Origin of the sequence: Bradyrhizobium guangdongense (assembly GCF_006483445.1) — a bacterium.
GTDB lineage: Bacteria > Pseudomonadota > Alphaproteobacteria > Rhizobiales > Xanthobacteraceae > Bradyrhizobium > Bradyrhizobium guangdongense_A.
In genome coordinates, this window is sequence record NZ_PPPT01000168.1 from 1 (window position 1) to 15,793 (window position 15,793).

General features: G+C 64.5%; 14 protein-coding genes and 2 pseudogenes. 12 read left to right on the forward strand and 4 right to left on the reverse strand.

What is annotated here, in order from left to right; genetic code table 11:
• From C2U70_RS23695 to fabZ, 3 genes are all read left to right on the forward strand, one after another.
• Positions 1-660: BamA/TamA family outer membrane protein (locus C2U70_RS23695; RefSeq protein ID WP_140980906.1), on the forward strand; the 660-nt coding region annotated here is incomplete at its 5' end.
• Between the two features lie 76 nt (positions 661-736).
• Positions 737-1,804 (forward strand): UDP-3-O-(3-hydroxymyristoyl)glucosamine N-acyltransferase, encoded by a 1,068-nt coding sequence (lpxD, locus tag C2U70_RS23700; RefSeq protein ID WP_140980909.1) that lies wholly within the window; start codon positions 737-739, stop codon positions 1,802-1,804.
• The gene (gene fabZ / locus C2U70_RS23705; protein WP_140980911.1) at positions 1,804-2,262 is read left to right on the forward strand and encodes a 3-hydroxyacyl-ACP dehydratase FabZ; all 459 of its coding nucleotides are present in this window, start codon (positions 1,804-1,806) and stop codon (positions 2,260-2,262) included. The genes lpxD and fabZ overlap by 1 nt, the downstream gene beginning before the upstream one ends.
• Before the next feature lie 7 nt (positions 2,263-2,269).
• Here fabZ and C2U70_RS23710 read toward each other — a convergent pair whose 3' ends face one another.
• A complete protein-coding gene (locus C2U70_RS23710; RefSeq protein WP_140980914.1) occupies positions 2,270-2,605 on the reverse strand; it encodes a KTSC domain-containing protein in 336 nt (111 codons plus the stop codon).
• Positions 2,606-2,761: 156 nt separating this feature from the next.
• Between C2U70_RS23710 and lpxA the strand changes: the two genes are divergently transcribed.
• Genes lpxA through lpxB form a run of 3 tightly spaced genes read left to right on the forward strand, consistent with a single transcriptional unit; the run spans position 2,762 to position 5,614 of the window.
• The gene (gene lpxA / locus C2U70_RS23715; protein WP_140980917.1) at positions 2,762-3,556 is read left to right on the forward strand and encodes an acyl-ACP--UDP-N-acetylglucosamine O-acyltransferase; all 795 of its coding nucleotides are present in this window, start codon (positions 2,762-2,764) and stop codon (positions 3,554-3,556) included.
• A gap of 19 nt (positions 3,557-3,575) precedes the next feature.
• Positions 3,576-4,433: an LpxI family protein gene (locus tag C2U70_RS23720; protein ID WP_186294431.1), complete on the forward strand. Its 858-nt coding sequence runs from the start codon at positions 3,576-3,578 to the stop codon at positions 4,431-4,433.
• Entirely contained in the window at positions 4,433-5,614 is a 1,182-nt protein-coding gene (lpxB, locus tag C2U70_RS23725; protein WP_433960702.1) for a lipid-A-disaccharide synthase, read from the forward strand. The genes C2U70_RS23720 and lpxB overlap by 1 nt, the downstream gene beginning before the upstream one ends.
• A gap of 110 nt (positions 5,615-5,724) precedes the next feature.
• Here the strand turns inward: lpxB and C2U70_RS23730 are convergent.
• Positions 5,725-5,829: pseudogene (locus C2U70_RS23730) on the reverse strand (LysR family transcriptional regulator); the annotation flags it as partial.
• 118 nt (positions 5,830-5,947) lie between these two features.
• Between C2U70_RS23730 and C2U70_RS23735 the strand changes: the two are divergent.
• Together C2U70_RS23735 and C2U70_RS23740 are read left to right on the forward strand one after the other, a co-directional pair.
• On the forward strand, positions 5,948-7,600 hold the full coding sequence (locus C2U70_RS23735; protein ID WP_140980926.1) for an FAD-dependent oxidoreductase: 1,653 nt from the start codon (positions 5,948-5,950) through the stop codon (positions 7,598-7,600).
• A gap of 44 nt (positions 7,601-7,644) precedes the next feature.
• A complete protein-coding gene (locus C2U70_RS23740; RefSeq protein ID WP_140980929.1) occupies positions 7,645-8,616 on the forward strand; it encodes a Bug family tripartite tricarboxylate transporter substrate binding protein in 972 nt (323 codons plus the stop codon).
• A 79-nt stretch (positions 8,617-8,695) separates the two neighbouring features.
• On the opposite strand, the gene gltA is transcribed toward C2U70_RS23740, so the two are convergent.
• Positions 8,696-10,000, reverse strand: coding sequence for a citrate synthase (gltA, locus tag C2U70_RS23745; protein ID WP_140980932.1), 1,305 nt, complete (start codon positions 9,998-10,000; stop codon positions 8,696-8,698).
• Between the two features lie 157 nt (positions 10,001-10,157).
• Entirely contained in the window at positions 10,158-11,582 is a 1,425-nt protein-coding gene (gene gltX / locus C2U70_RS23750) for a glutamate--tRNA ligase (protein WP_140980934.1), read from the reverse strand.
• Between the two features lie 153 nt (positions 11,583-11,735).
• Between gltX and C2U70_RS23755 the strand changes: the two genes are divergently transcribed.
• The 4 genes and pseudogenes from C2U70_RS23755 to C2U70_RS23770 form a co-directional block, all read left to right on the forward strand.
• The gene (locus tag C2U70_RS23755) at positions 11,736-13,415 is read left to right on the forward strand and encodes a glutamine--tRNA ligase/YqeY domain fusion protein (RefSeq protein WP_140980937.1); all 1,680 of its coding nucleotides are present in this window, start codon (positions 11,736-11,738) and stop codon (positions 13,413-13,415) included.
• 3 nt (positions 13,416-13,418) lie between these two features.
• On the forward strand, positions 13,419-13,805 hold the full coding sequence (locus C2U70_RS23760; RefSeq protein WP_140980940.1) for a nuclear transport factor 2 family protein: 387 nt from the start codon (positions 13,419-13,421) through the stop codon (positions 13,803-13,805).
• A gap of 144 nt (positions 13,806-13,949) precedes the next feature.
• Positions 13,950-14,237, forward strand: a complete 288-nt coding sequence (locus C2U70_RS23765) for a hypothetical protein (protein WP_140980943.1) — start codon at positions 13,950-13,952, stop codon at positions 14,235-14,237.
• A 96-nt stretch (positions 14,238-14,333) separates the two neighbouring features.
• A pseudogene (locus C2U70_RS23770) lies at positions 14,334-15,557 on the forward strand (ComEC/Rec2 family competence protein); the annotation flags it as partial.
• Positions 15,558-15,793: the final 236 nt, after the last annotated feature.

Here is a 15,793-nt window from a genome sequence, read left to right on the forward strand (position 1 = left end):
AAGAACCCGACCGACGGCCTCCTGATCGACTTCAAACAGGACTTCGCGGGTGTCGGCGGCGACGTCTCGTATCTCAAGTCTGCGGTCGACGCGAAGTACTACCAGTCGCTGGTCTCTGACGTGGTCGGCCTGCTCCATGTTCAGGGCGGCATGCTCAACAAATGGGGCAGCACCGACCTGCGCATGCTGGATCACTTCCAGATGGGCCCGAACCTGGTGCGCGGCTTCGCACCCAACGGTATCGGTCCGCGCGATCTGAATCCGTTCGGTACCCAGGACGCACTCGGTGGCACCAAGTACTGGGGCGCTTCGCTCGAACTGCAGATGCCGTTCTGGTTCCTGCCGAAGGAAGTGGGTCTGAAGGGCGCGGTCTATGCCGACGCCGGCGGTCTGTACGACTACAAGGGACCGACGAGTTGGACCGTCACGAACGAAGTCAACGTGCCCGGCTGCGTTCCCTCCACCGTCAACCCGGCCACGGCCGGCACCTGTACTGGTCTGGTCTATGACAACGGAAACGTGGTCCGGACGTCGGTGGGTGTCGGTCTGATCTGGCAGTCGCCCTTCGGACCGCTGCGCTTCGACTATGCGGTTCCGCTCACCAAGGGTGCGTACGACCGCGTGCAACAGTTCAGGTTCGGCGGCGGTACCACGTTCTAATTGGTTCACCGAGCCCGATGGGATAAGAGCATGATGCGGTTCGCATCATGCTCTGGCCGGACCGCGACGGGGTGGAATGGCGCAACCGATTTTCTTCAAGAAGCCGCCTGCGACGGCGCTGGCTGAGATTGCCGCGCTGGCGAAGGCGGAATTGGCCGACCCTTCACGGGCGGACCGCGTCATCACGGGCCTGGCTTCGCTCGACGAAGCCGGCCCGATGCATCTGACGTTCTTCGACAACCTCAAATACGCCGATCAGCTCAAGGCGACCAGAGCAGGGGCCTGCCTGGTGAGCGCGCGCTTCGCCGCCCAGGTGCCGGCGCATGTCGCGGTGCTGCGCGTGGCGCAGCCGTTCCGTGCCTTCGTCAAAATCGCCCGGGAATGGCATGGCGATGCGCTACGTCCGCAGTCCTGGGTCGGCAATGACGGCATCGCCGCCTCCGCCATCATCGACCCCACGGCACGCCTGGAGGACGGCGTCGTCGTCGATCCGCTCGCCGTGATCGGTCCCGATGTTGAGATCGGCGCCGGCTCCGTGATCGGCGCGGGCGCGGTGATCGGGCCGGGCGTCAAGATCGGCCGCGACTGCAATGTCGGCGCGCGGACGGCGATCCAGTGCGCGCTGATCGGCAACAACGTGCTGATCCATCCCGGCTGCTCGATCGGCCAGGACGGCTACGGCTTCATCTTCTTTGGCCCCGATGGCCATCTGAAGGTGCCCCAGACCGGGCGGGTGCTGATCCAGAACGACGTCGAGGTCGGCGCCGGCACCACCATCGACCGCGGCTCCCTGCGCGACACCGTGATCGGCGAGGGCACCAAAATCGACAATCAGGTCCAGATCGGCCACAATGTGACCATCGGCCGGCACTGTCTGCTGGCGGCCCAGATCGGGCTCGCGGGCAGCCTGACGATCGGCGATAACGTCGCGCTGGGCGCGAAGGTGGGGATCAACAACCACCTCAAGATCGGTGACGGAGCGCAGGTGACCGCCATGAGCGGCGTCAAGGACGACATTCCTGCGGGTGGACGCTGGGGCGGCTTCTTTGCCAAGCCGACCAGGCAATGGTTCAAGGAGATTTTGGCGGTGGAGCGTCTGGCGCGCGACAGCAAGGCTGATCCGAAGGAAGAGGGACGGGAGTGATGGAGGAGGCACCGATCAGGTTCGAGCTCATCGACATCAACCAGATTCTGCGAACGCTTCCGCATCGCTTTCCGATGCTGCTGATCGATCGCGTGATCAACATCCGTACCGATTACAGCGGCATCGGCATCAAGAACGTGACGTTCAACGAGCCGGCTTTCCAGGGACATTTTCCGGAGCGCCCGGTGTATCCCGGTGTGATGATGATCGAGGCGATGGCGCAGACCGCCGGCGTGATCGGCATCACCTCGGTCGAGGGCACCGAGAAGCCGCGGGCGGTGTATTTCCTCACCATCGACAAGTGCAAGTTCCGCAAGCCCGTGCTGCCCGGTGACACCATCGAGTATCACATGCGTTCGATCGGACGCCGCAAGACCATGTGGTGGTTTCACGGCGACGCCAAGGTCAACGGCACGGTCGTCGCGGAAGCCGATGTCGGCGCCATGCTGACGGATTAGAACGCGCTCAGGTTCGTCGCGGGGCCGCGCAAGCGTAGCGATCGCCCGATGCCTGCCGCCTGATATTCCGGTTGAAGAACTGCCCCATGGACGATGCGCCCATCAGGCCCTCGACCGTGGGCGCCGGCACGCCGCAATAGCGCTCATAGACGCCGCCGCGCGCGACGATCAGCTGGCGCTGTGCTGGGTCGTAGCAGACGCGCTGGAGCACGGTGCTGCGGTTGATGTCGCGGCACTCGAAGGTGACGAGGTCGACGTCGCCGCTTCCGCCAATCTCCACGCTCTCCGATACGATCGGCGCGGTGAGAAGCTGTGCGAGCAGGAGGGCGATGACTTTGACCACGACTCCTCTGAGCTCCACATGAAGTCGTTAATGTATCGGCGGGTCGGCTTTAAGCACTGAAACAAGTCGAGATCATACGTCACTGGACAGGCCGGGCAAAGACGCGCTAACCAGCGGAAAACCCAAGTGACTTCAACGCACAATCAGAATTTCTTGATGAGCAAGATTGATCCCGCGGCGCGGGTGGCAGACGGCGCCGTGATTGGCGAGGGGACCGAGATCGGGCCCTTTTGCCTCATTGGCCCCCATGTCACGATCGGCAAGAACTGCAAGCTGATCGGGCATGTGCATATCACCGCGCAAACCACGATCGGCGACGATTGCACGATCTATCCGTTCGCCTCGCTGGGCACGCCGCCGCAGTCGCTGAGCTATCGCGGCGAGCTGACCAAGCTCGAGATCGGCTCCGGCTGCACGATCCGCGAATCCGTGACCATGAACGCCGGCACCGTGGCCGGCGGCGGCATCACGCGGGTCGGCGACCGCGGCTATTTCATGAACTGCAGCCATGTCGGCCACGACTGCCATGTCGGCAACGACGTGATCTTCGCGACCTCGGCCACGCTCGGCGGCCATTGCGAGATCGGCGACTTCGTGTTCATCGGCGGGCTCTCGGCCGTGCACCAGTTCACGCGCATCGGTCCGCAGGTGATGGTCGGCGGCGTCTGCGGCGTGCGCGACGACATCATCCCGTTCGGGCTCGTCAACGGCCAGTACGCGGCGCTGGAAGGCCTCAACATCATCGGCATGAAGCGGCGCAAATTCACCAAGCAGCGGCTCGCGACCGTGCGCGCGTTCTATCAGAGGCTGTTCCACGGCTCCGGCATGTTCGCCGAGCGGCTGGAGGCGGTGCAGGGGCTCGCGGGCGAGGATCCCGCGATTGCCGAGATCCTCGACTTCATCGCCAAGGGTAAGCATCGCCCGCTCTGCCTTCCCGCCATCGCCAAGTGATCACGGGATGGCCGCAACCATGAGCGCAGCGGCTTCCGGAATATCGTCGCCGGTCGGCATCATTGCCGGCGGCGGCGCCATGCCGTTCGCGGTCGCCGACTCGCTCGCCGCGCAAGGCATCGAGCCCGTGCTGTTTCCGCTGCGCGGCGCCTGCGATCCGGTGCGGGTGGAAAAATTCCGTCACCGCTGGATCTCGGTCGGCCAGCTCGGCCGCGCGATGCGGCTGTTCCACGAGGAAGGCTGCCGCGATCTGGTATTCATCGGCACGCTGGTGCGGCCATCGCTGTCTGAAGTCCGGCTCGACTTCAAGACGCTTCGGCTGCTCGCGAACATCGTCCGCGCGTTCCGCGGGGGTGACGACCATCTGCTCTCCGGCGTCGGCCGCATGTTCGAGCAGGACGGTTTTCGCATGGTCGGGATCAAGGACGTCGCGCCTGATCTCTTGATGCCGGAAGGCTGCATCACGCGCGCGGCGCCGAGCGGGGCGTCCGTCGAGGACATCGAGCGCGGCCGCAAGGTGCTCGCTGCGCTCAGCCCCTTCGACATCGGTCAGGCCGCAATCGTGATCGACGGCCATGTCGTCGCGGTCGAGGACATCGAGGGCACCGATGCGCTGCTCGCGCGCGTGGCGCGGCTGCGCGAAGACGGCCGCATTCGCGCGGCGAAGGGGCGGGGCGTACTGGTGAAGATGCCCAAGAGCAGCCAGGATCTCCGCTTCGACCTGCCGACTATCGGCCCGCGCACCATCGAGGGCGTCGCGGCAGCAGGGCTCGCCGGCATCGCCGTGTTGGCCGGCAACACACTCGCCGCCGAGCCGCAGGCCATGATCGAAGCGGCCGATGCGCGCTATCTTTTTGTCATCGGCGTAGCCGCGTGATGCAGGCGAAGACACCAGAAAAGAGGATCTTCCTGATCGCGACCGAGGAGTCCGGCGATCGGCTCGGCGCGGCCCTGATGAAGGTGCTGCGCCAGCGGCTCGGCGACGGCGTCGCGTTCGAGGGCGTCGGCGGCCGCATGATGGCGCGGGAAGGGCTCGCCTCGCTGTTTCCGATCGAGGAGCTCTCGATCGTCGGCTTTGCCGCGGTCGTGCAGCAATTGCCAAAGATCCTGCGGCTGATCCGCACCACGTCGGATGCGGTCATCGAGGCGGCGCCCGACATGCTCGTCATCATCGACAGTCCCGACTTCACCCACCGCGTCGCGCGCCGCGTCCGCGCGCACAATCCGGCGCTTCCGATCGTCGACTATGTCTCGCCGTCGGTCTGGGCCTGGCGGCCGGGGCGGGCGCGCGCCATGCTCGGCTATGTCGACCACGTGCTGGCGCTGCTGCCGTTCGAGCCCGAGGAATATCGCAAGCTGCGTGGCCCGCCCTGCAGCTATGTCGGCCATCCCCTGATCGAGCAGTTGGCGTCGCTGCGGCCGAATGCGGACGAGCAGAAACGGCGCGACACCGAGCCGCCCATGCTGCTGGTGCTGCCCGGCAGCCGGCGCAGCGAGATCCGCCACCACCTCGGAATCTTCGGTACAGCGCTCGGCCGTCTCAAATCCGCTGGACACGACTTCGAATTGATACTGCCGACCATGCCGCATCTCGAACAGACCGTGCGCGAGGGCGTCACCGGCTGGGCGGTTGTGCCAAAAATCGCGATCGGCGAGACCGAGAAGCGCGCGGCGTTCCGGATTGCGCGTGCCGCACTCGCAAAGAGTGGCACCGTGACGCTGGAGCTCGCACTCGCGGGCGTTCCGATGGTGACGGCCTATCGCGTCGGCGCGCTGGAGGCCTTTATCCTGCGCCGCGCGATCCAGGTCTCGTCGGTGATCCTTGCCAATCTCGTGATCGGCACGGAGGTGATCCCGGAATACCTGCAGGAAGACTGCACGCCGGAAAAGCTGTCGCAGGCGCTGACCGAGGTGCTGGCGGATACCGACATGCGCCGGCGCCAGGTCGAGGCTTTTGCAAAGCTCGACACGATCATGGCCACCGGCAACCAGTCGCCGAGCGTGCGCGCAGCCGACATCGTGCTGGCCACGATGCGCAAGGGCAGGCGCGGCAACTAGAGCTTTATCCGTTCCGATGGAATCGGAACGGAGCTCTAGATTCTTGTTTTGACGCGTTTTCTTGACGCGAACCGGCATCCACTTCGCTGGAAAACGCTCCAGCCGGTTCAACTCGTTGCCGATTGCGTGATCCTGAGCTCGCGGGCCGCGCGCGTGATGCTGCGCGCGCGATAGACGACGGTGAAGGCGCGAAGTTGCCGCAACGTGATATTCATAGGGAAAGCTCATGAATTGATGAGTTATTTCAGGCTTATCCAATAAACGACCCTGCAATAGAGTGCATCCTACGGACGCCGAGAGGTACCCGGCAACGCAAGGGGATGGACAAAAGGCATGAAGACGCAGGTTCTGGTGGTGGGTGCGGGGCCTGTGGGGTTGACCGCGGCGATGGATCTGGCGTCGCGCGGGATCGACGTCGTCGTCGCCGAGATCCGGCATGCGGGCGATCCGCCCAACGTCAAATGCAATCACGTGTCGGCCCGATCGATGGAGATTTTTCGCCGCCTCGGCGTGGCGGCAAAGCTGCGTGCGGCAGGCTTGCCGGCGGATTTCCCGAACGACTGCGCCTATCGCACCACGGCCACCGGCATCGAACTGTGCCGCATCGACATTCCGGGCCGGTCGACCCGGTACACGGCGACGGGCGGGCCTGACACGTGGTGGCCGACGCCCGAGCCGCCGCATCGCATCAACCAGATATATCTCGAGCCGATCCTGTTCAGCCACGCCGCCGCGCAGCCCCGCATCACGATTCTTCCACGCACGGAAATTCTGGCGATCGAACAGGGGGACCGGGAGGTGATTGCCTTGGCCCGCAATCTGGACGACGGCAGCTCGCTCCGCATCGCGGCCGACTTCGTGATCGGTTGCGACGGCAGCCGCTCCCTTGTCCGCAAGTCGATCGGCGCGAGCCTGTCGGGCACGCCGATCATCCAGCGCGTGCAGTCGACCTATATCGAAGCCCCGCAGCTCAAGGAATTGATGGCGCCGCACAAGCCCGCCTGGATGGTGCTCTCGCTCAATCCGCGCCGCTCGGGCACGACGGTGGCGATCGACGGCCACGACCGCTGGCTGGTGCACAACCATCTGAGGCCGGACGAGCCGGAATTCGATTCGGTCGATCGCGACTGGGCCATCCGCGCCATTCTCGGTGTCGACGAGCATTTCGAATACCGCATCCTCAGCAAGGAGGATTGGGTTGGACGCCGTCTGGTCGCCGATCGCTTCCGCGACCGCAGGGTTTTCATTTGCGGCGATGCCGCGCATTTGTGGATGCCCTATGCGGGCTACGGCATGAATGCAGGGATCGCCGACGCGGTCGATCTGTGCTGGCAATTGGCTGCGCATCTGAATGGCTGGGCGCCGGCCGCCATCCTCGATGCCTATGAGGCGGAACGCCAGCCGATCACCGAGCAGGTCTCGCGCTTTGCGATGGACCATGCGATGAAAATGATGGCCCAGCGCGGCGGCGTCTCGGCGGAGATCGAAGACGACACGCCGCGCGGGCATGCCGCGCGCGCTGCGCTCGCCAAGGCAGCCTATGATCTCAACGTGCAGCAATATTGCTGCGCCGGCCTGAACTTCGGCTACTACTACGATGCCTCACCGATCGTCGCCTATGACGGTGAAACGCCGCCGCCCTATTCGATGGGGAGTTTCACCCCGTCCACGGTGCCCGGCGCGCGCGCGCCGCATCTGTTCCTGGGCGATGGACGGTCGCTCTATGATGCGCTCGGGCTGGGCTACACATTATTGCGGTTCGACCGGACCATTGACGTTGCGCAACTGTTGGCCGCCGCGGAGGCGCGCGGCATGCCGCTCACTCTGGTGGAGGTCGCGCCGGAAGAGGCGAACGGGTCGTATCCCGGTGGGCTCGTGATGGTGCGGCCGGACCAGCACATCGCCTGGCGCGGGCAGGGGGCGCCCGAGAATCCGGATCATCTGATCGCGCGCCTCACGGGCGCAGCGGGCGACGTCGCGGCGTAAGCTAGAGGCCAACGCAAAAAGAACAGCACCGAGGAGGGAAACACATGCGTCATTTCGGAAGGATCGGCGCGCTGGTCGTCGCTGCACTCGTCTTCTTGCCGTTGCGGGTCTGCAATGCGGCCTATCCGGAGCAATTGATCAAGGTCATCGTGACCTTTCCGCCGGGTGGCAGCGCCGACATCGTCATGCGTGCCCTCGAGCCCGTCGTTGCCGCGGATCTCAAGCAGGGCTTTGTGATCGAGAACCGCGCGGGAGCAGGGGGCAACATCGGCATGGCCGCGGTCGCCCAGGCGAAACCCGATGGCTACACGCTCGGCGTCGCACCGGCAGGCGCGCTCACCGTGAATCCGCACTTCAATCAGACGATGCCGTTCGATCCGAAAGACCTTGTTCCGATCACGTTGCTTGCTGAAATCCCCTTCGTGCTGGTCGCGTCCGGCAACGTATCAGCACATTCGGTTGCAGAGACGATCGCGCTTGCCAAGGCAAAGCCGGGCGCGCTGTCCATCGGCCATGGCGGCAATTCGACCGCGATGCATTTGACCGCCGCCCTGTTCGCGCAGAAGGCCGGCGTCGCCATGGAGCTGGTCCCGTATCGCGGAACGGCACCGGCCACGGTGGATGTGCTGGCCGGGCACGTCCCTTTCGCGGTGCTCGATATCCCGGCGTCGAAGCAGCTCATTGTCGAGGGCAAGCTCAACGCGATCGGCGTGTCGTCCGCGCGGCGTCTGCCAAGCCTGCCTGACGTGCCAACTCTTGCCGAGAGCGGGATTAGCGGTTTTGAGTCTGTCGGCTGGTTCGGCCTGGTCGCGCCGGCCGGCACGCCAGCCGAGATCGTGGCGCGGCTGAACGCGGCTTTCGTCAAGGCGTTAGGCGACCCGTCGGTCGTCGAGAAGATCCGAACTCTCGGAGCCGAGCCCGCGCCGACGTCTCCGGAGCAGTTCGCGCGCTTCATCCAGAGCGAAAGCGCAAAATGGGGCAAGCTCATCAGCGAGGCCGGCATCAAGCCGAACTAGCCCAAACGCAAACGGCGCCATCTTTCGATGGCGCCGTTCGAAAAGGCCTTGAGATCCGAAAAGCCTTGGGATCGAAAGCTTACTTCCGCTGGTCCATCGGCACGTAGTCGCGGCGGGTGACGCCGGTGTAGAGCTGGCGCGGACGGCCGATCTTCTGGTGCGGATCCTCGATCATCTCGCTCCACTGGCTGATCCAGCCGACGGTGCGGGCGACCGCGAACAGCACGGTGAACATCGAGACCGGCAGGCCCATCGCCTTCAGCGTGATGCCCGAATAGAAGTCGACGTTCGGGTAGAGCTTGCGGTCGATGAAGTACTGGTCGCTGAGCGCGATCTTCTCGAGCTCGAGCGCAACCTTCAGCATCGGATCGTCGCCATGGCCGGTCTCCTTGAGCACGGCGTGACACATCTTCTGCATGATCTTGGCGCGCGGGTCGTAGTTCTTGTAGACGCGGTGACCGAAGCCCATCAGGCGGACTTCCGAGTTCTTGTCCTTCACCTTGGCGATGAATTCCGGAATCTTGTCCACGCTGCCGATGCTGTAGAGCATGTTGAGCGCGGCTTCGTTGGCGCCGCCATGGGCCGGGCCCCAGAGGCAGGCGATGCCGGCCGCGATGCAGGCGAACGGGTTGGCGCCGGAGGAGCCGGCGATACGCACCGTCGAGGTCGAGGCGTTCTGCTCGTGGTCGGCGTGCAGGATCAAGATCTTGTCCAGCGCGTCGGCGAGCACCGGGTTGATCTTGTACTCCTCGCAGGGCACCGCGAAGCACATGTGCAGGAAGTTCTCGGCAAACGAGAGCGAGTTCTTCGGATACACGAAGGGCTGGCCGACGGTGTACTTGTAGGCCATCGCCGCCAGCGTCGGCACCTTGGCGATCATCCGCATCGACGCGATCATGCGCTGCTTCGGATCGTTGATGTCGGTGGAGTCGTGATAGAACGCGGCGAGCGCGCCGACGGCGGCCACCATGATGGCCATCGGGTGGGCGTCGCGGCGGAAGCCCTGGAAGAAGCGGGCCATCTGCTCGTGCACCATCGTGTGATGGATCACGCGGTAGTCAAAATCCTTCTTCTGGGCCGGGGTCGGCAGCTCCCCGTAGAGCAGCAGATAGCAGGTCTCGAGGAAGTCGCCCTTCTCGGCGAGCTGGTCGATCGGGTAGCCGCGGTATTCCAGCACGCCTGCGTCACCGTCGATATAGGTGATCTTGGACTGGCAGCTCGCGGTCGAGGTAAAGCCGGGGTCGTAGGTGAACAGGCCGGACTGGCCGTACAGCTTGCCGATGTCGACGACGTCGGGGCCGACGCTGCCACTCAGGATCGGAAGATCGAAGTTCTTGTTTCCGACCGTAAGCGTCGCGGTTTTTGTGCTTGGTTTGGCGTCCATCGTAGGTCCCCGATGTGTGGTGAAACGGGCCGGACCCGGAGACCCCAGACAGGTTGGTGGGGCAGGCCGGAAATTCCAGAAGGTACGGGTCAGATGGGTATATTATTGCTGTGTGCGCTGCAAGATAGCTGCGAGCATGACCTACTTACGTCTTAGACTAGTCCTTGGACTGATCTCCGAGCCGCCCCAGGCTTTCCGCCCGTCCCAGGACGTCCAAAACCTCGAAAATGCCGGGTGACGTGCTCCGTCCAGTCAGCGCCGCCCGCAGGGGCTGCGCGACTGCGCCGAGCTTGAGACTATTTTCTTCGGCATAGGCGCGCAGCGCCGCCTCCGTGGTGGCGGCGCTCCAGGTCTCGACATTCTCCAGCGCGGAATGCAGCCGTCCGATCAGCCTGCGGTTGTCGTCCGTCAGCAGCGCAGCCGCCTTGGGATCGAGCTCCAGTGGGCGGTCGGCAAAGATGAAATAGGCGCCGTCGATCAGCTCGATCAGCGTCTTGGCGCGCTCCTTCAGGCTCGGCATCGCCTTGAGCAGTTGCGCGCGCGTGGTGTCGTTGAGTTTTGCCTTGAGTTCGGCCTTGCCGGGGACATGATCCAGCACGCCCTCGAACAGCTTCACCAGCGAGGCGTTGTCAGCGTTGCGGATGTAGTGGCCGTTGAGGCTCTCGAGCTTGGCGAAATCGAAACGCGCGGCCGCACGGCCGATGCCGGAGAGGTCGAAGGCTGCGATCATCTCCTCGGTCGAAAAGATCTCCTGGTCGCCATGGCTCCAGCCGAGCCGGACCAGATAGTTGCGGAGTGCCGCGGGCAAATAACCCAAGGTGCGGTAGGCATCGACGCCGAGCGCGCCATGGCGCTTGGACAGTTTTGAGCCATCCGGGCCGTGGATCAGCGGGATGTGCGACATGCTCGGCAGCGCCCAGCCCATCGCATCGTAGATCTGCTTCTGCCGCGCGGCGTTGATGAGATGATCGTCGCCGCGGATGACGTGGGTGACGGCCATGTCGTGGTCGTCGACGACGACCGCGAGCATGTAGGTCGGCGTGCCGTCGCCGCGCAAAAGGACGAGGTCGTCGAGGTTCTCGTTCTGCCAGACCACGCGGCCCTGCACCTGGTCCTCGATCACGGTCTCGCCCGTCTGCGGTGCGCGCAGCCGGATGGTCGGCTTCATGCCGGCAGGTGCGGTTGCGGGATCGCGGTCGCGCCACATGCCGTCATAGAGCCGGGTGCGCCCCTCCGCGCGCGCCTTCTCGCGCATCGCGGTGAGCTCCTCCGGGGTCGCGTAGCAGCGGTACGCCTTGCCGTCGGCCAGGAGCTGCTCGGCGACCTCGCGGTGGCGGGCGGCACGGCTGAACTGGTAGATCACGTCGCCGTCCCAATCGAGCTCCAGCCACTTCAACCCGTCGAGGATGGCCGCGATCGCAGCTTCCGTGGAACGCTCGCGGTCGGTGTCCTCGATCCGGAGCAGCATCTTGCCGCCGAGCTTCTTCGCATAGAGCCAGTTGAACAGCGCCGTGCGGGCGCCCCCGATATGGAGGAAGCCGGTCGGCGAGGGGGCAAAGCGCGTGACGACGGAATCGGTCATTCTGGGTTAAGGCCTATGCTGCGGGAAGCGGTGGTGTATAGCAGGACGGAGCATAACTAAAGCCCGGCAGCGGTCGGCTTAAGGCCTTGGCTCGGCCTGCCGAATTTGGCAGAAGGACCGCTGCTTTCTACAGGATTTTCGCAGGATTCTTGAATGAGCACAGAACCGGTGGCAGCAGAGGTGGGGCGCGATTTCATTCGCGACATCATCCAGGCCGATCTCGACGCAGGCAAATACAAGGAGATCGTGACCCGGTTCCCGCCGGAGCCGAACGGCTACCTGCATATCGGCCATGCCAAGTCGATTGCCCTCAATTTCGGCATCGCCCAGGAGTTTCCCGGCCGCTGCCATCTGCGCTTCGACGACACCAACCCGGTCAAGGAAGAGCAGGAATATATCGATTCCATCCAGGCCGACGTGCGCTGGCTCGGTTTCGACTGGGGCAAGAACCTGTTCTACGCCTCCGACTATTTCGAGCGCCTGTACGACTGGGCCGAGAAGCTGATCCGCGACGGGCTCGCCTATGTCGACGATCAGACCCAGGAGGAGATCCGTCTCACCCGCGGCACGCTGACGGAGCCCGGCAAGAATTCGCCGTTCCGGGATCGCTCGGTCGAGGAAAATCTCGATTTATTCCGTCGCATGAAGGCCGGCGAATTTCCGAACGGCGCGCGCGTGCTGCGCGCCAAGATTGACATGGCCGCGGGCAACATCAATCTGCGCGACCCCGTGCTCTATCGCATCCTGCATGCGCATCATCCACGCACCGGCGACAAATGGTGCATCTATCCGAGCTACGACTATGCGCACGGGCAGTCGGACGCGATCGAAGGCATCACGCATTCGATCTGCACGCTGGAGTTCGAGGATCACCGTCCGCTTTATGACTGGTTCATCGAGAAGCTGCCGGTGCCGTCGCAGCCGCACCAGTACGAATTCGCGCGGCTGAACATCACCTACACGCTGCTATCGAAGCGCGTGCTGACCCAGCTCGTGCGCGAGGGCCATGTCGCCGGGTGGGACGATCCGCGCATGCCGACCATGGCGGGCATGCGCCGCCGCGGCGTGCCGCCGGCCGCTTTACGCGAATTCGTCAAGCGCATCGGGGTTGCGAAGGCCAACAGCGTGGTCGACGTCGGCATGCTGGAGTTCTGTATTCGCGAGGAGTTGAACCGCACGTCGCAGCGGCGCATGGCGGTGCTGCGGCCGCTGAAGGTCGTGATCGAGAACTATCCGGAAGGGCAGGTCGAGGAGCTCGACGCGATCAATCATCCCGATGATCCCGCTGCCGGCACACGCAAGATTGCGTTCGGTCGCGAGCTCTATATTGAGCGCGACGATTTCATGGAGAACCCGCCGAAGAAGTTCTTCCGCCTGTCGCCGGGCAACGAGGTGCGGCTGCGCTACGCCTATTTCGTCAAGTGCACCGGCGTGATCAAGAACGACGCGGGCGAGGTGGTCGAGCTGCGCTGCACCTACGACCCCGCCACCAAGGGCGGCAACGCGCCCGACGGTCGCAAGGTCAAGGCGACCATGCACTGGCTGCCGGCAGCTCAGTCGGTGCCGGCCGAGATCCGCATCTACAACCAGCTCTTTGCCAATCCGAGCCCGGACGCGTCGAACTTCGCCGCCGATCTCAATCCGCAGTCGCTGGAGATTCTGGCCGACGCGCGGGTCGAGCCGTCGGTCGCCGAGAGCAACGCGACCGAGCCGGTGCAGTTCGAGCGGCAGGGCTACTTCGTGCGCGACAAGGATTCGACGCCGGGCAAGCCGGTATTTTCGCGGACCATCGGGTTGCGCGATACGTTTGCCAAGGAAGTCGCCAAGGGGTGAGGGATGGCTGAGCAGGCCGACGCGATCGTTTCCGCCATCATCGCGAAATGGACGGCAGGTTTCGCAAAGCTCGACGCGGCGGCGCTGTCCTCACTCTATTCGAAGAACGCCTTCTTCTTCGGCTCCAACCCGGCGCTCTATCGCGGCCGCGACGGCGTTGCGGCTTATTTCAGCGGACTGCCGCGCTGGCGTGCGCCGAATGCGGTGTTTTCCGAGGTGAGGGCGGCGCAGGCCGGCCCTGATCTCATCAACATGGCTGCGACAATCTCATTCGATCTCGCCGGCGAACGAGAGCCGCTCGAGGTCAAGATGAGCTGGGTCATCATCCCCGAAGACGGCGACTGGAAGATCGTCAATCACCACGCCTCGTCGAAGGCGCCGCTGATCTAGCGAATTGACGGCGCTGGTCGCAGGCATCCTCAGATAGTGATCCCTTTCACTTGCACCCGGGTCGGCCGGCGGCATGATGGCGATCGGTCGGCTCCGCGAGCCGGACGGTTCGCGCTTGCCATCCGCCAGCGAAGGAGGTCACGCATGTCCAGGACAATGCCCGGCCGCGCCATCGCGCTGCTGATTGCCTGCTCGGTTCTCGCGATGGCGGGAGCGGCGCACGCCGCCACTGCGGCTCATTCGGCAATCTCCTGCACGGTGCAGGAATGCAAGCTGGGATGTTCCAACCGTGACAGCAACGCATGTGAAGTCCGCTGCCCGCAGATAGCGTGCGAATTTGGCGGCGGCGGGACCTGCCCACGTCGGGATGCCGCGATCGCCCGCTGTGCCAAGCAGTGCGAGATCCGCGCGTTCTGTCGTCCCCAGCGATAACGCGTACGCCCCATTCCCGATCTGTTCCGCTAGGCGGCGGCTGGCAGCTTCCGGTAGCCTCAGGGCGCGTCAGCGTATCCTGGGGTGTATCTCGACATGGCGGAGCCGACCCGGCCAGACCGCGCGCGGCAGGGTATCGCAAGCACTTGGCCTCCGGGCCGGGCGCAGGCGGGCGGATACGCGCCGGTTGGTTCGGGCGCTTGGTCCTTGCTGGTCGAAACGCTCCGCGCATGGGCGAAGGCCGAAGCAGGCGCCGGGCGGCTGCTGCCGTGGGTGCCCGTCGCGTTCGGTGGCGGCATTGCACTCTACTTTGCGGCCGACCATGAGCCGGTGTTGTGGGTCACAGCCGTCACCGCGATCGCACTTGCGGTCGCTGCGGGGCTGCTGCGCCGGCACAGGCTGTTCGCCCCGGTCGTGATGATCGCCGCAGTCGCCGCTGGCTTCGCCATCGCGACCTGGAAGACCGCGCGGATTGCACATGTCGTGTTGGCAAAGCCACTCTATTCCGTGTCGCTGACGGGCTTCGTCGAGACCCGCGACATCCGCGAGCGCACCGATCGCTTCGTGCTGCGGGTCGCCACGATGGATGCTGCGCGCAGCGATGTCAGGCTCGAACGCGTGCGGTTGTCGGTGCGCAAGGGCACCGCGCCCGAGGTCGGCAGTTTTGTGCAGCTGAAGGCGCGGCTGATGCCGCCGCCGACGCCGTCGCGTCCGGGCAGCTATGATTTCAGCCGCGACATGTTTTTCCAAGGGATCGGCGCCTCCGGCTTCGTGATGGGCACGATCGCGACGGCGGCACCGCCGGATGCCGGCGGCCTCAGGCTGCGCTATGCCGCGCTCATGCAGGGCCTGCGCGACACCATCGATGCGCGGATCCGCAACGTGCTCGAAGGCGACAACCGTGCGATTGCCACCGCGCTGCTGACCGGGCGGCGCGATGCGATCTCGACGCCCGTCAACGACGCGATGTTCATCTCCGGCCTCGGCCACGTGCTGTCGATATCAGGCTATCACATGGCCGTTGTCGCCGGTGTCGTGTTCTTCGCCGTGCGGGCGCTGCTGGCGCTGATCCCGGGATTTGCGGTGAGGCATCCGATCAAAAAGTGGTCGGCGGCGGCAGCGCTCGTTGCGGCCGCCTTCTATCTGCTGTTGTCGGGTGCGGAGGTCGCGACCCAACGCTCGTTCTTCATGACCGCGGTGGTGCTGATCGCCGTCATGGTCGACCGCCGCGCCATCACCTTCCGCACGCTGGCGGTCGCCGCACTGATCGTGCTGGCGATCGCGCCGGAAGCGCTGGTGCATCCGAGTTTCCAGATGTCCGCGTCACGTTGAGATTGAACCCTGTAAATGTCACCTAGTGCCATTGAAATTGTTGGTAGTTTTCGAGTTTGCCTTTATCGTACAGTTGGCACGTATATCGAACAAAAACAGGTAAATTTCGTCCCTTAACGTCCAAAAGTCCCAGACTGTGTCCCAGACTCGGAAGGCGGGTTCACAACATGTTCCTAGCGAAGGATGTTGCCTACCCTGACTGAAGCTCGGTTCGGCCAGCGCAT